This is a genomic window from Achromobacter sp. ACRQX, assembly GCF_022346505.1.
GTDB lineage: Bacteria > Pseudomonadota > Gammaproteobacteria > Burkholderiales > Burkholderiaceae_B > Achromobacter > Achromobacter animicus.
Genome location: NZ_JAKRML010000023.1, coordinates 50,046 through 65,642, shown reverse-complemented (window position 1 = coordinate 65,642; position 15,597 = coordinate 50,046). Strand labels below are relative to the sequence as shown.

The window sequence follows — 15,597 nt, the reverse complement described above, 5'->3', positions numbered from 1 at the left end:
GATGAGGGTGGCCGACGCAGGCGACGGCGTCTGCCCGCGCTCCGCCTGGACGCGCCCCCTCGAAATCCGTATACTCCCCCCCTGTATCGAATCGGAGCCTGCCGTGCCGCACTCCCCAGAAGAAAAGAAACGCGTTGTCACGCGCCTGCGCCGCATTCAGGGGCAGGCGTTAGCATTGGAACGCGCGGTGAACGAAGGCACGGAATGCGTCGCGCTGCTGCAGCAGCTGGCGGCGTTGCGCGGCGCCACGAACGGCCTGATGGCCGAAGTGCTGGAAAGCCATCTGCGGGAAACCTTCCTGCAGTCTACTCAGGCGAATCCGCCCGACCCCAGGCCCGAGACCGAATCGCAGATCGATGACCTCATGCGCATCGTCCGTTCCTATCTGAAATAACCCCATCTACGTGGAGCATCGCTATGAAATCACGCGCAGCAGTCGCATTCGGCCCCGGCAAGCCCCTGGAAATCGTTGAAATCGACGTCGCGCCGCCGCAGCGCGGTGAAGTGCTGGTGCAGATCACGCACACGGGCGTCTGCCACACGGACGCCTTCACGCTGAGCGGCGACGATCCCGAAGGCCTGTTCCCGGCCGTGCTGGGTCACGAAGGCGCGGGCGTGGTGGTGGAAGTGGGCGAAGGCGTGACCTCGCTGAAACCCGGCGATCACGTCATTCCGCTCTACACGGCCGAATGCCGCGAGTGCAAGTTCTGCCTGTCGGGCAAGACCAACCTGTGCCAGAAAGTGCGCGCCACGCAGGGCAAGGGCGTCATGCCGGACGGTACCTCGCGCTTCAGCTACGAAGGCAAGCCGCTTTATCACTACATGGGCTGCTCGACGTTCAGCGAATACACCGTCGTCAACGAAATCTCGCTGGCCAAGATCAACCCGGCCGCCCCGCATGAAAAAGTCTGCCTGCTGGGTTGCGGCGTGACCACCGGCATCGGCGCGGTGCACAACACCGCCAAGGTCAAGGAAGGCGACACCGTTGCGGTGTTCGGGCTGGGCGGCATCGGCCTGGCGGTCATCCAGGGCGCAGTGCAGGCCAAGGCCGGCCGCATCATCGCCGTCGACACCAACCCGAACAAATTTGTGTTGGCCAGCGCCATGGGCGCCACCGACTGCATCAATCCCAAGGACTACGACAAGCCCATCCAGGAAGTCATCGTCGAACTGACCGACGGCGGCGTGGACTTCTCGTTCGAATGCATCGGCAACGTGCACGTGATGCGCGCCGCGCTGGAATGCTGCCACAAGGGTTGGGGCGAAAGCATCATCATCGGCGTGGCCGGCGCCGGTCAGGAAATCAGCACGCGTCCGTTCCAACTGGTGACGGGCCGCGTGTGGCGCGGCTCAGCGTTCGGCGGCGTCAAGGGCCGCACGCAGCTGCCGGGCATGGTCGAAGACGCAATGAGCGGCAAGATCGACCTCGATCCCTTCGTCACGCACACGCTGCCCCTGGACCGTATCAACGAAGCCTTCGATCTGATGCATGAAGGTAAGTCGATCCGGACGGTGATCCACTACTGACGTAAGCGTTCTCGCGGTAGACGCGCTCGGTATTGCCGACGAAGGTCGCCAGCGAGAACTCCTTGAGCGCCGTGCTGCGCGCATCCACGCCCATGGCGTGCAGCACGCCGCGGTTCGCCAGGATGTCCGACAGCGTCCGGGCCACCGATTCCGGGGACCCGGGCGGCACGATCCAGCCATTGCGGCCCTCGGTGACGTTCTCCGTCAGGCCGCCCACGCTCGACACGATGACCGGCTTGCCCGCGGCCATCATCTCGCGGCACGCGAACGAAATCGTCTCCAGCCGGGACGACAGCACAAATCCCACATCCAGCGCCGCCAGCACGGGTTCCACGTTGTCGAGCAGGCCGGTGAAGACCACCTGATCCTGCATGCCCAGCTCGGCCACCCGGTTGAGCATGTCATCGCCCGGCATCGCGCCGGCAATCAGGACGGCGACCTGGCTGCGCTGCCCGGCGGGCAGCAGCGACACCGCAGCCACCATGTCGATCCAGCTCTTGTAGTCCGCCGTGCCGGCATTGCTGCCGATCACCAGCCGGTCGCGCAGCGCGGGCGGCAGAAAACGCGCGCGCGCCTGGGCAGTTTCCGTGCGGCAGGCCGGACGGTATTTCTCGGTATCCACACCGTTGTGCACCACGCGCAGGTCCTCGTTGCGGAACACCGACTGCTTCATGCGCCGGAACGTGTGGCTGCACACGCAGATGACGCGGTTCGTGCCCCACTTGGCGCGCAGGCGCACGCCCAGGCTGTTGGCATCGCGGTCGTTATGCTGCGTGTACACGATGAACGGGCGCTTGCGTCCCATGCCCATGGTGGCCAGCATGCAGAGCCGGTGATCGGCCGAACCGTTGACGTGGATGACATCGAACTGTTCCTGCCGGACCAGGTTGCGCAGGCGGCGCAACGCGGCAAGCTGTTCGAATAGCTTGCCCTTGAATTCGAGATCGACGGTGCGCAGACCGGGCAGGGCCTCGGCTTCGGCCAGCAGGCGGCTCCTGCGCGGCGCGCCGATCGTGACCTGCGATTTCTGGCACAGGATGCGGGCCAGCGACATCACGTACGTCGTGTGACCGCCGCCATCGCCCTGGTGAAAATTGGTGTAGAGGATCTTCATGATTCGGGTCTCGTCGGCGGTTGCGAGGAGGGGTGTTCCAGCAAACAACTCCAATGCCGTTTTTCAAATATGTCGTCGCCCAGCCGGCTCAGCAGCGACAGGTTGTAGACCTGGACACCTCGCGCCCGCAGCAGCTTGCCGGCCTGCCGGAACGCGGGTTCGATATGTCCCGCAAACTGGCGGTCCAGCGCGGTGGGCAACTGCGCGCCGGCGCTTTCGTAGAAGCGCGGGCCCGCCGTGGCCGTCAGGTCCAGCCCATGCAGGTACACCGTCTTGGCGCCCAGCCACGCCAGCAGCTGCAACGCCGTGTAGGCCACCGTTCCGCCGCCAAACAGACCGCGGGCGGCATTCAGGCTGAAGCCGTGCGCGTGCATCGGATGATGCGCATCGAACAACACCAGTTCCTCGTCAGCGCGCAGTTGCGCCTCAAGCGCCGCAGGTTGCGCACGCGGCCGTTGCGCGCGCCGATGCACTTCCTCGAACAGTGCGATGCGGCAACGCACTGCCCGATCGTCGAACAGCAGCGCAATCCAGCGGTAGACTTCGGGCGTCACAAACAACACCAGGTCCTGCGCCAGCACCTCGGCCACCAGGTCGCGGCGCTTCTTCACGAACGCCGCGTCCAGCATGGCGTAGTAGTCAAACCGCAGCGCCGGATGGCGGGCGCGCAGCGCGATCGAGCCATTCACGCCCATCACGGTACGCATGCGGCATTGGGCGTAGTCGATCTGCGCGACAGAGGGGCCGCTGAGAATCAGGTGCGCATCGCCGCCGATGCCTCGCGGCAGTTCGGCCAGCGGAAGGGTCTTGGGGCCGCGCACGCCATGCAAATTGCAGCCGGTCAGACGTTCCGGCCCGTCGCGGCGCACGGTCACGAAGGGCCAAAGCGTTTCGTTATGACGGTCCGCCCTGGACCGCGTGTAGCGGTACAAGTAGCGCAGCCCCTTGGTCACGGGGCGCGAGCGCAGCAAGCGGGGGACGAGCGCAAGACGGTGCATGATGGTTGCGCGGGTGCCGCGGCGTAGCCTTACAACGGCCTGATTCTACGCAGCGCCATTTGGGAAAGCGCGAGGGGATTATGTGAGATGTAACCCTTTGAAGACTTGGACAATCCGCCCCCAAATATTCCTGATGCGGCGTCTGCTGCGGCCCCTTCTTTTACGGCAGGAAAAAATCCCATTCGCCCCCACGGGATGCCTAGGCGGCATGAGTGACATGACTCGTGCCGATGGTGTCCCCCGTATGGACGACGCGTTTGGCGGCGATTACGTTTTGCGCCAAAGAAGTCGTCGTCTGATATTGTTCCGCCATCCTTCCTTCGCTTTCCTTGTTCCCTCATGAGCGCCATCCGCCCCGACCACCCCGACCTGCAGGACGCCATCGCGGATGCCATCAGCACGGCCACGCGCGGCGCCGGCCGCGTCAATATCCTGGTTGCCGGCAAGACGGGCGTGGGCAAGAGCACGCTGCTCAACGCGGTGTTCCGCGGCGATCTTGCCCGGACGGGCGCGGGCAAGCCCGTCACCCAGACCACGCAGGAATTCACCCGGCCGGGCCATCCGCTCACGATCATCGACACGCGCGGCCTGGAGGTCGGCGACTACGAGGGTTCGCGCGCGCAGCTTGCCGAGCTGATCCAGGAACGCTCGGCATCCGACGACCAGGATCGGCACCTGCACGTGGCGTGGCTGTGCATCCAGGACAGCAGCCACCGCGTCGAGGACGCGGAAATCGAACTGTGCGACATGCTGGACAAGGCCGGCATCCCTGTCGTGGCCGTGCTGACCAAAGCGCGCAAGAACAGTCCGTTCGTCGACGAGGCGCGCAAGCTGTTGCCGCGCGCCCGGCAGGTCGTCGCCGTGCGCGCGTTGCCGGAATGGATCGACGAACTGGATGCCGAATTGCCGCCCATGGGGCTGGACCGCCTGATCGAGGTGACGGCCGAGCACGTGCCCGAGGCGCAGCAACGCGCTTACGCCAACGCGCTATCCACCCGCAACAAGAAGGCCCTGGAAGTAAAAAAAAAGCGGGCTGAGATCGAGGTGAACGTGGCCGCGGGCCTGGCCGCCTCGGCCGCCGCAGCACCCATTCCGTTCTCGGACGCCTTTGCGCTGGTGCCGATCCAGGTCGGCATGATCGCCAAGATCGGCATCACCTTCGGCATGGAACTGAACACCACCGCGATCACCACGCTGGTCACGTCCACGCTGGGCGCGTCGGCCGCCACGCTCATCGGCCGCTCGGTGGTCTCGGGCATGCTGAAGTTCATCCCCGGCGCAGGCAGCGCCGTCGGCGGCACTATCGCGGCCACCACGGCCGGCGCCATCACCAAGCTGCTGGGCAATGCCTACATCGCGGTGCTGCACGACTTCTGCCTGAAGCACCCAGGCAAGGACATCGACGTCGCCATGATCGCGCAGGCATTGAAGCAACGCGTCAAATTCTGATCGCGGACCGATGCAATGAAATGCGTTTGTACGACACGATTCGATAGATTGGTCTTTTTCGTGACAGTAAGGTAAATATTGCCGGCTTCACGACGTAAATCCGTATAACCCCTAGTTCTTCAGGGCACATCCGCGCAGACGCGTTGCCCCAACGCGGCCGGAGCGCGAGCCCGCCGCATCCAATGATCCTCGCCAATTCCGACGTCATGTACCGCCACTTGGTGCAAGGCGTCGTCGACTACGCCATCTACATGCTCAACCCGGATGGCACCGTCGCCAACTGGAACGCCGGCGCGCAGCGCGCCAAGGGCTACACCGCCGCCGAAATCGTCGGCCGCCACTTTTCCTGCTTCTACACCGAGGAAGACCAGGCACGCGGCGTTCCGCAGCGCGGCCTGGCCACCGCGCGCGAAACCGGCAAGTTCGAAGCCGAAGGCTGGCGCGTGCGCAAGGACGGCACGCTGTTCTGGGCGCACGTCGTCATCGACGCCATCCACGACGACACGGGCACGCTGATCGGCTTTGCCAAGGTCACGCGCGACAACACCGAACGCCGCGAACGCGAACAGCAGTTGTTGAAGGCCAAGCAATTGGTCGAGCACTACAACAGCGAGCTCACGTCCATGTCGACCTTCCTGCAGGCGGTGGTGTCGCACATCCCCTCCTGCGTGCTGGTGCTGGATGCCGTGTCGCGCAAGTTCCTGTTGGCGAACCGGCAGGCCGAGGAAACGTTTGGCGGCAAGCCGGGCGGCCTGCAGGGCCAGACCGCGCAAGAAGCCCTGCCTGAACTGGTGTGCGCGTTCTTCGACCGCCTGACCAACGACGCGCTGCGTTCGGACGGCGCCATGCGCGAAGAGGAAGAAGAACTGGCCACCGCGCGCGGCCCGCGCACGCTGAACACCAAGACGTTGGCATTTCACAGCAATGATCCGCGCTCGCGCTACGTGCTGCTGATCGCGGACGACGTCACCGACGAGAATGCCGCGCACGCGCAGGTGCGCTACATGGCGCACCACGACACGCTGACGGGCATGCCCAACCGCCGCCTGTTCCGCGACCGGCTGCTGAGCGCGCTGGGCGCAAGCCGCGAGCGTTCGACCGCGGTGCTGTGCCTGGATCTGGACAACTTCAAGAGCGTGAACGACACGCTGGGCCACCAATACGGCGACGAACTGCTGCGCCTGTTGGCCAAGCGCCTGCCCAAGCACCTGCGCGAACAGGACACGCTGGCGCGGCTGGGCGGCGACGAATTCGCCATCGTGCTGCCCAACATCGCCGAACAGGACGACGTGCGCAAGCTGGCCGAGCGGCTGATCGAGGCGGTGCGCCAGCCGTTCGAGATCGCCGGGCACACCGTGCCCGTCAGCGTGAGCATCGGCATCGCCATATCCGAATCACAGGCGCTGTCGGCCGACCACCTGCTGCGCTACGCCGACATGGCGCTGTACGAGGCCAAGCGCAACGGCCGCAACTGCCTGGCTTTCTTCGAGCCTGAAATGGAAGCCGCCGCGCTGCGGCGCCACGAGGTCGAGATGGATCTGCGCCAGGCGATCATCTCGCATCAGCTGCAGCTCTATTACCAGCCCATCATGGACGTGAGCCACGTGCGCATCGTGGGCCGCGAGGCGCTGATGCGCTGGCAGCATCCGAAAAAGGGTCTGATCATGCCGCAGGACTTCATCCCCATCGCGGAAGAAACCGGCCTGATCCACGAACTGGGCGCCTTCACGCTGCACGAGGCCTGCGTCGAGGCCATGCGCTGGGACGACCACGAAACCGTGGCGGTCAACCTGTCGGCCAGCCAGTTCACCAACGGCGCGCTGGTGTCGCTGGTGGAGTCTGCGCTGACCAAGTCCGGGCTGCCCGCGCGCCGGCTGGAACTTGAGATCACCGAATCGGTGCTGCTCACCAATTCCTCCGGCAACCTGGCAACGCTGCACCGCTTGAAGGAACTGGGCGTCAAGGTGGCGCTGGACGACTTCGGAACGGGTTATTCGTCGCTGGGTTACCTGCGCACCTTTGAGTTCGACAAGATCAAGATCGACAAGTCGTTCACGCAGGACGTCGAATCCAGCCGCGAGGCGCTGGCCATCATCCGCGCCATCAACGGCATCGGCCGCAGTCTGGACATTCCGACGACGGCCGAGGGTGTGGAAACACCGGCGCAGCTGGAACGCCTGACGGCGGAGGGCTGCTCGCACTTCCAGGGCTATCTGCTGGGTCGACCCGTATCGCACGGCGACGCCGCCGCCGAGGCGGCGCCGGCGAGAAACGGACCCGGTGCGGCCCCCTGAAATAAGACGTCTGCGGCGCGCGCCGCAGACCTATACTTTGAAAACACCGGCCGCGATGCGACGCGCCATCGCGCCGGTGTGTTGCGCCTGGCGCGCCGGCTGTTCAAGCACGCAATGCCTTTGCAGGCATGCGCGGGGAGAGCCCCATGACACGCAAATACATCGATTGCCGCGAGTATCCGAGCGAGATGAACTGCTCGGTCGCCTTGTCCGCGGACTCGGACGAGGAGTTGCTGGAAGCCGCGGTGCAGCACGCCACCACGGTGCACAAGCACGCTGACTCGCCCGAACTGCGCTCGCAGCTCAAGTCCCTGTTCCAGATCGGCACGCCGCCCGCCGAAGCGCCCCGCCGAGGCTGACGGCAACGCCTGCGGGCGCGCCGGGCCGGCAATTTCGGTCCGGCACGGCGCGCTCGCCTTCCACCCCGCATTGCCATGCGTCACGGTTTCCTGAATAATTGCGACTAATTCCTATTCGCAAGATTTCCCGACCACCGTGCCGCCCCCATCGCCTTCAGACAGCCTTGGCACGCTCTACGTCGCGCACCACTCCTGGCTGCAGGATTGGCTGCGACGGCGCCTGGGCAACGCCTGGGAAGCCGCCGACCTCGCCCAGGAAGCCTTCCTGCGGTTGCTGGTCAAGCCCCGCACATTCACCGATGCCGGCCATGCCCGCGCCTACCTGCGCGGCATGGCCAGCAACATGTGTGCGGACCTGTGGCGCCGCCGCGAGGTCGAGCAGGCATGGCTGGAAACGCTTGCGCAGCGCCCGGAGGCCTACGCGGCTTCCGCCGAAGATCAGCTCATCGTGCTGCAGGCGCTGCAGGAAATCGACGCCATGCTGCGCGCGCTGCCCGAACGCGCCGCGCGCGCCTTCGTGCTGGCCGTCGGCTGCGAGATGACGCACCGCGAGGTCGCCGCGGAAATGGGCGTGTCCGAACGCATGGTTCGCAAGTATGTGGCGCAGGCCACGCTGCACTGCATCCTGCATGAAGCCCGCCATCCCGCGCCGGGGCAGGCTCAGACCGGCAACGCGCCATGAGCATGGCGGACGCCCCCGCGCAGGACGCACTGCCGCCGCACGCGGCGATGGAGCAGGCCGCGCAATGGTTCGCGCTGCTGTCCTCCGGCGCCGCGACGCCCGCCGACCAGGCGTCGTGGCGCGGCTGGCTGGAAGGACACCAGGACCACCGCCGCGCCTGGAGCTATGTCGAACGCGTCAGCCGGCGCTTTGCGCCGATGCAGGAGCAGCCCGATCCCCGCACCGCCGCCGCCGCCTTGCAGCGCGCGCGCACGCTGCACCGGCCTCGGCGCCGCGCGCTGGCATTGCTGGCGGGCGTCGGCGTACTGGGCTTGGCGGCATGGCGCACGCTGGCCGTGCGCGACACCGCGTTGGCGATGGCAGCGGACTATCGCAGCCCCACCGGCGCGACGCGAATGGTGCGCCTGGCCGACGGCACGCATGTCTGGCTTAACTCGGCCAGCGCGCTGGACGTCGACTACCGCGCAGGCTTGCGCCGGCTGACGCTGGTGGCCGGCGAGATTCTCGTCGATACCGCCAAGGATGATCGCCCGCTGGTGGTCGACACCCCGCAGGGCCGCCTGCGGGCGCTGGGCACGCGCTTCACCGTGCGCCACGAGGCGGATTCGACGCTGCTGGCCGTCTACCAGGGCGCCGTCGAGGTCCGAACCGGGTCCGGACAGGCCCTGCAGGTGGTGGACGCCGGCCGGCAGCTGCGCTTCTCGCACGACCGCATCGACGCCACCGCGCCCGCCGACCCCGCGCGCGAGGCCTGGACGCGGGGCATCCTGCTGGCGCGCGACATACCGCTGGCCGACGTGGTCCGCGAGCTGGGCCGTCATCGCCGGGGGCATCTGAGCCTGGACCCCGCCGTGGCGGATCTGCGCGTGTACGGCGGCTTTCCGCTGCACGACACCGATCAGACGCTGGCGCTGCTGGCCGACGTCCTGCCGATCCGGATCCGCCATCCCTTGCCGTGGTGGACCAGCATCGACGCCCGGCCCTGAACTTTTTTCACTGCGCAGTTCCGCTTTTTTCCGACCTATCCGACTTACAGGGAAAGGAAGCGAGTCTTGCTGCCCCCGCCCGCCGGTTCGACCGGCGCGCGCGGGCCCGCGCCTCCTCAACCCACCGCCATCTGGAAGCCGGATTTCATGCGTCATCCTCACACCGCCGCGCGCCTGCGGGCGACTTCAAAGCCCTTGAGCCGCTCGCGGCTTGCCCCGGTCCGGCACGCCGCATCGGTCACTACGCTGACTGCGGCGCTGGCCGCAGCGATTGCGCCGCCCGCATTTTCCCAACCGGCAGCCGCCCCCGCCGCCACGTCCGCCGCATCTGACGCAACGCGCCGATACGACATCCCGGCAGGCCCGCTGTCCGAGGCGCTGACGCGCTTCTCCAACCAGTCGGGCATCTACGTCGCGGGCGCCAGCGCGCTGGCCGACGGCCGGCAAAGCGCCGGTCTCCAAGGCGCTTACGGGCCGCAGGCCGCGCTGGACACCCTGTTGGCAGGCACGCAACTGCAGGCCGTGCGCCGCGAGGACGGCGGCTATGTCCTGCGCCGCGTACCCGAAGGTCCGCAGGCTGCCGTGCTGCCCGCGGTGACGGTAAGCGCCACCGCGCTGAGCGGGCTGACGGAAGGCACGGGGTCGTACACCACGCGCGCGATGGGTTCGGCCACCAAGCTCGAACTGTCGCCGCGCGAAACGCCGCAGACGGTCTCGGTCATCACGCGCCAGCGCATCGAGGACCAGGACATCGCGACGCTGGGCGACGCGGTCAAGGCCACACCCGGCCTCACGGTAACCAAATGGGGCGGCGAACGCGAGCGCTATACCTCGCGCGGTTTCCAGATCAACAACCTGATGGTTGATGGACTGCCGATCGAATACGAAGAGGCCGCCCTGTCCACCGGCCCCATGTCGATGTACGACCGCGTCGAGATCGTGCGCGGCGTGTCCGGGCTGATGGAGGGCGCGGGCACGCCGGGCGGCTCGATCAACCTGATCCGCAAGCGCCCCACGCGCGAGTTCCAGGGCGCGTTCACCGCCGCCGCCGGCAGTTGGGACAACTACCTGGCCGACCTCGACGCGGGCGGCCCGCTGAACGAAGCCGGCACCCTGCGCGCGCGCGGCGTCATGTCCTATCAGGACAAACATTCGTACATCGACAGCTACCGCAACAAGCGCACGCTGCTGTACGGCATCCTGGAGGCCGACGTGACCGAGCGCACCACCGTCAGCCTCGGCGCCTCGTACAGCAAGGAAGACAATCCCGGCGTCGATTGGAACGGCATGGGCACCTATCCCGACGGCCGCTTCCTGCCGATTCCGCGTTCGACGCGCATGAGCCCCGACTGGTCGTACTGGAACAAGCGCAGCGTCACGATCTTCGGTGGCATTGATCACGAATTCGCCAACGGCTGGAAAGGCAAGCTCGCGGCCGCCGCGATCCGCAGCAAGATGGACATGCTGGGCACGTACATCGGCCAATCGACGTGGGACGAGAACGGCGATCCTTCCATGACGCTGCGCGGCGGCGGCTACAACTACGACCGCGACCAGGAAACCTTCGATGCGTCGCTCTCGGGACCGTACTCGCTGTTTGGCCGCCAGCACGATCTGGTGGTGGGCGCGAGCCATCGCCGCAGCAGCTGGCACGATGTCGGCGGCGGCGCCACGCAGGATGGCGACTTCACGCTGGCGACGTTCAATCCGCTGAACTGGAACCCGGGCGCGATCCCGCTGCCCACCATCGGCGAGTACGGCGAATGGCGCAAGGAGCAGGAGGTCAGGCAGAGCGGCCTGTACGCGATGACGCGGATGCGGCCCACCGACAGGCTGTCCGTCATCCTGGGCAGCCGCGTGGACTGGTACTCCATGGACACGGTGCAGTACGACGGCGACTACCCCTACGGCGAGGGCAAGTACGACGTGGTGCGCAAATTCACGCCGTATGCCGGCGTGGTCTATGACCTGGACGCGGTGCATTCGGTGTATGCGAGCTGGACGCGGATCTTCAATCCGCAGAACTACGCCACCGCCAGCGGCGGATTGCTGGCGCCGCAGGAAGGCACCAACTATGAAATCGGCATCAAGGGCGCATACCTGGATGGACGTCTGAACACGAGCCTGGCCGTGTTTCGCATCGACCTGGACAACTTGCCCGACCAGTTGCCCAATTCGCAATGCCAGGGGGGCCTGACAAGCTGCTACGCGCCGGCCGGCGAAGTGCGCAGCCAAGGCTTCGAAGCCGAGATCTCCGGCGAGATCCTGCCCGGCTGGCAGTTGGCGGCCGGCTACACCTATGCGTCGGCCAAGCGGCGCGGCGAATCCTCCAGCTACGACCCGACGGGTACGTTCTCGGTCGGCGACCGCTACGGCACCAACATCCCGCGCCACCTGTTCAAGCTCTTCACGACCTACCGCCTGCCCGGCGAATGGAACCGCTGGCGCGTGGGTGGATCGCTGCACGTACAGAACCGCATCTACACGCCCTGGGGCGTGAGCCAGGGCGGCTATGCGGTCGTGGGACTGAACGCGGGGCTGGACGTGAACAAGCAGCTGAACTTTGCGCTGAACGTGAACAACGTGTTCGACCGCCGCTACTACGCCAGCGTGGGCTCGATGACGGACGCGAACTTCTTTGGTGAACCTCGCAGCGTCACGCTGACGGCGCGCTACACGTTCTGACCCGCCTCGGCCACCCAGCACAGCGTGTTGACCAGCGCCATCTGTTCCGGCGTCTGGCACCGTACCGACAACAGGGCGGGGCTGGCGACCAGGATCGCCAGCGCCTTGGCCCGCGACACCGCCACGTTCAGGCGGTTCCTGCTGAACAGAAACTCCATGTCGCGCGGCATGGTCTCGCCGCTGGAGGTGGCCATGGAAATGATCACCACCTGCGCTTCCTGGCCCTGGAACTTGTCGACGGTGCCTACTCGCGCACCCTCGGGCAGCGCCTGCCGCAGCGTGTTGACCTGCACGTTGTAGGGCGCCACCACCAGCACGTCGTCGGGCGTCATCGGCACCGCGCGCCCGTGCTTGTCCAGATAGCGCTGCCGCATCAGGCTGGCGTACAGCGCGGCGACTTCGCGCGCTTCCTCGTCGCTGGACTGCGCGTTGCCCTCGTGCACGACCGGCACGTACCGGATGCCGCTGGCGGCCAGCGCGCCCGGTGCGTCCGCGCCCAGCACCAGGCCCTGGCCAGCGGCCGATTCCGCGGCGCGCAGCCGGCCGTCGTAGATGGCGTCTGAAATGAAGCCGCAGATCGCCGGGTGCATGCGATAGGACGTGTCCAGGAAGATGCCCCGATCGGCCGCGATCGTGGCGTGGCCGTTCAAGAGGTATTCCAGCGTGGATTCGCCCGAGCGGCCAGGATGCGTGCCCTTGGTCGGCTGGCCAAGCTGCATCTGGTCGCCCAGCAGCACGATGTTGCGCGCGCATTGGCCCAGCGCCACCAGATTCGCCAGGCTGACCTGCCCGGCCTCGTCCACGAAAAGGTAGTCGAACTGCTGCTGGAAGTCGGCGCGGCTGAACAGCCACGCCGTGCCCGCCACCAGTTGATGGCGCGCCAGGTCGATCTTGTCGTTGGCAAAGACGTCTTCGATGAAGTCGCCGTTGAAACAGGAGTCGTCGCCCTCCTTGCCCGACTTCTTGGCGCCGGTGAACGTCAGGCCCGCCTCGCGCGCCGCCTTCTCCAGGCCGGCCAGCAGGTTGTTGATGGCGTGATGGCTGTTGGACGTGACCGCGATGCGCTTGCCCTGGCGCAGCAGGTTCACCAGCACGCGCGAGCCGGTGTAGGTCTTGCCCGCGCCGGGCGGGCCTTGCAGGAAGAGGGTGGTCTGGTCCATGCGGCCGACGATGTCCACGACCTGATCCAGCAGCGTCGCGCCCGGGTCGGCCAGCGGGGTGCCGGGCGGTACGCCGTCAATGCGCGGCGGCTCGTGCTTGAGCAGCGCATCCACCGCGCGGAACGGCGTGCTGGCGCCATCGTCCGAGGCGAGCAGCGCGTCGCCGTAGCGGAACATGGCGTTGGCCAGTTCGTCGATGCTGACCGGCCTGCCCGGCCCGAGCGACAGGCGCTGCGGCGGGGTCGCCTTGCGCGACAGGGTGAAGGTGGCGACGCCGGCCGCAGGATCCACCGTCAGCCGGCTGATCGCCGGCCCGCCGCGCACGTCCGTACAGGGGGATCCGGTGCGCAGCTTGGTCTGCTGCGCGGGAAACCGGTAGGTGTAGCGCAGTGACTGCGCCACGGGTTCGGGCGCCACAGTGTCGTCACGCACCAGTCCGGCCAGGCATTCGTTGTCTTCCATCAGTTCGGCATCGGTGGCCTCCATGCGGGCGAACATGGCCCACCATTCCGGCTTCTGTTCGCGGCGATGAAAATCCAGCAACTGGTAGACCAGCGCGCGATAGCGGTCGCGCGCTGACCAGTCCAGCTCGTCGGCGGGCAGGGAGCCAAGCAACGCGGCGCGATACGGCTCCAGGCGCAGTTCGGCTGCGGTCTTTTCGCCGACCTGGAACCGGGCGGCGTCGATCTGCTGCTGCGAGTCGCGGCGGTTCGCCCACGGCATGCCGTCAGGACGCAGCGCGCACAGCCATTCGCGCAGCTTGTACGTGGACAGCACGTCGTCGCGGTTGTAGTCGGCGATGTCCTGCAGCAATTTCGCCTCGTCGGTGCGCTTCCAGCGCTCGTAGTAGACGATGCTGGCGCCGGCGTTGGTCACGCCGCCCTCGCGCTGCGGCAGGTAGAAATGTTCGATGTTCTTGATGGAGTACCCCGGCTCGGACACGCGCACGCCTTCGCGCACGACCTGGTACAGGTCCACCAGCTTGTTCATGCGCAGCAGGTTGTCGACCTCTGCCTCGCGCGTGGCGTGCACGGACATCAGCTTCTTGATCGCCGTCGCCTCGTAGGGCGCGTAGTGATAGATGTGCGCATCGGGATGGCGGTGCAGCCGCGCCACGACGTAATCGATGAAGGCCTCGAAGGCCAGCTTCTCTTCGCCGCGGTTATGCGCCCAGAACGGCACGAAGCGTTCCTGGCCATCGTCGATGACGTACAGGCCAAACAGATATTCCAGCCCGCCTTCCTCCAGCGGATCGCCTTCCATGTCGAAGAACATGTCGCCCGCGTCGGGCTGCGGCATGCGTTCAAAGCCGCGCAGCGCGGTGTCGTCCGGGTCTTTGACGATGCGGTCCCAATGGCGGCCGCCGTCGGTCCGGGCGCGCAGCTGCAGCGCCGCCTGCGATCGCAGCTTGGAGAGGATGGCGGGCTCCAGGCGCGCCACGGCCGCATCCGGCGCCAGCGTGCCCAGTTGTTCCAGCGTGCGGATGCCCTGCGCGTTCAGCTTGCGGATCTGCTGCCGCGTGATGTTGGCGACCAGCGACAGGTGATCGTCTTCCGCGCGGCGCGCCTTGCACAGCGGATCCCAGCGGCACTGGGCGCATTTCTCACAGGGGTCGGGATACGTGGACGCAGCGTCCCGCTGATCGACGTGCGCCTCGAAGCGGCGCATGACCTGGCGGAAGTAATGGGCATAGTCGGCCACGCGCAGGGACACCTCGCGGCCACTGCCCAGCACCACGTGCATGTGCAGCGGCGCCGCGCCCTGTTCCAGGCCCAGCAGCCATGAATAGAACGAGAGCTGGATCGCGAACTTGGCGCGCGCCGACCGCGCCAGCTTGGTGTCGCTGGCCTCGTAGCTGTAATCGCCCAGGCGTGAGGGGCGTTCGGTCTTAAGCAGGAAATCGGCATGGCCGATGTATTGGCCATGCCGAAACGCCGCCTGGTAGATGACATCCGCGCCGTCGGCCATGGCCTCGCGCGTCCGGGCCAGGCGCGCGGTCAGCCCGTCGCCCGCATCGCTGACGTCGACGATGTGCCGGCCGCTCGCGCGCAGCCGTTCAAGATACGCGCGCTCGTGGTCCAGCCCCTTCTGCTGGATCAGTTCGAGCTGCTCGTCCTCTGGCGCGGCCGGCAACGGCGATTCGAGGTTGAGCAGATCCAGCGTGGTGAGGTGCTCGCATTCCAGGAAACCGACCAGGTCGGAGGCGGAAAACAACAGGCGGTCGCCGGTTTTTTGCATGGTGCGTAAATAGGCCGGGCGCAATTTGCGGAGGCCAAGAATAGCAAAACAGGAATTTGGACATTATCCGGCCAATACCTGAGTAATCCCTTGAAATCCGTTCCG

11 protein-coding genes are annotated in these 15,597 nt (G+C 66.6%); 8 read left to right on the top strand and 3 right to left on the bottom strand.

Going from position 1 to position 15,597, the window contains the following annotated elements; genetic code table 11:
• Positions 1–103: 103 nt before the first annotated feature.
• Positions 104–394: a metal/formaldehyde-sensitive transcriptional repressor gene (locus MHZ91_RS19560; protein WP_239215290.1), complete on the top strand. Its 291-nt coding sequence runs from the start codon at positions 104–106 to the stop codon at positions 392–394.
• 23 nt (positions 395–417) lie between these two features.
• A complete protein-coding gene (locus tag MHZ91_RS19555; protein ID WP_056319378.1) occupies positions 418–1,527 on the top strand; it encodes an S-(hydroxymethyl)glutathione dehydrogenase/class III alcohol dehydrogenase in 1,110 nt (369 codons plus the stop codon).
• Here MHZ91_RS19555 and MHZ91_RS19550 read toward each other — a convergent pair.
• Together MHZ91_RS19550 and MHZ91_RS19545 are read right to left on the bottom strand one after the other, a co-directional pair.
• On the bottom strand, positions 1,466–2,641 hold the full coding sequence (locus tag MHZ91_RS19550; RefSeq protein ID WP_239215289.1) for a glycosyltransferase family 4 protein: 1,176 nt from the start codon (positions 2,639–2,641) through the stop codon (positions 1,466–1,468). The genes MHZ91_RS19555 and MHZ91_RS19550 overlap by 62 nt on opposite strands.
• On the bottom strand, positions 2,638–3,639 hold the full coding sequence (locus tag MHZ91_RS19545) for a hypothetical protein (RefSeq protein ID WP_239215288.1): 1,002 nt from the start codon (positions 3,637–3,639) through the stop codon (positions 2,638–2,640). Before MHZ91_RS19545 ends, MHZ91_RS19550 begins: the two co-directional genes overlap by 4 nt.
• Positions 3,640–3,978: 339 nt before the next feature.
• Here MHZ91_RS19545 and MHZ91_RS19540 point away from each other — a divergent pair, with 339 nt between their 5' ends.
• From MHZ91_RS19540 to MHZ91_RS19515, 6 genes are all read left to right on the top strand, one after another.
• Positions 3,979–5,088, top strand: coding sequence for a YcjF family protein (locus MHZ91_RS19540; RefSeq protein WP_239215287.1), 1,110 nt, complete (start codon positions 3,979–3,981; stop codon positions 5,086–5,088).
• 182 nt (positions 5,089–5,270) lie between these two features.
• Positions 5,271–7,382, top strand: coding sequence for a bifunctional diguanylate cyclase/phosphodiesterase (locus MHZ91_RS19535; RefSeq protein WP_239215285.1), 2,112 nt, complete (start codon positions 5,271–5,273; stop codon positions 7,380–7,382).
• Positions 7,383–7,528: 146 nt separating this feature from the next.
• On the top strand, positions 7,529–7,741 hold the full coding sequence (locus MHZ91_RS19530; protein WP_239215283.1) for a DUF1059 domain-containing protein: 213 nt from the start codon (positions 7,529–7,531) through the stop codon (positions 7,739–7,741).
• A 136-nt stretch (positions 7,742–7,877) separates the two neighbouring features.
• On the top strand, positions 7,878–8,423 hold the full coding sequence (locus MHZ91_RS19525) for a sigma-70 family RNA polymerase sigma factor (protein ID WP_239215282.1): 546 nt from the start codon (positions 7,878–7,880) through the stop codon (positions 8,421–8,423).
• The gene (locus tag MHZ91_RS19520; protein WP_239215281.1) at positions 8,420–9,409 is read left to right on the top strand and encodes a FecR domain-containing protein; all 990 of its coding nucleotides are present in this window, start codon (positions 8,420–8,422) and stop codon (positions 9,407–9,409) included. The genes MHZ91_RS19525 and MHZ91_RS19520 overlap by 4 nt, the downstream gene beginning before the upstream one ends.
• A gap of 147 nt (positions 9,410–9,556) precedes the next feature.
• Positions 9,557–12,094 (top strand): TonB-dependent receptor, encoded by a 2,538-nt coding sequence (locus MHZ91_RS19515; RefSeq protein ID WP_239215279.1) that lies wholly within the window; start codon positions 9,557–9,559, stop codon positions 12,092–12,094.
• On the opposite strand, the gene MHZ91_RS19510 is transcribed toward MHZ91_RS19515, so the two are convergent.
• A complete protein-coding gene (locus MHZ91_RS19510; protein ID WP_239215277.1) occupies positions 12,082–15,492 on the bottom strand; it encodes a TM0106 family RecB-like putative nuclease in 3,411 nt (1,136 codons plus the stop codon). The two genes, MHZ91_RS19515 and MHZ91_RS19510, sit on opposite strands and share 13 nt — an antisense overlap.
• Positions 15,493–15,597 lie beyond the last annotated feature (105 nt).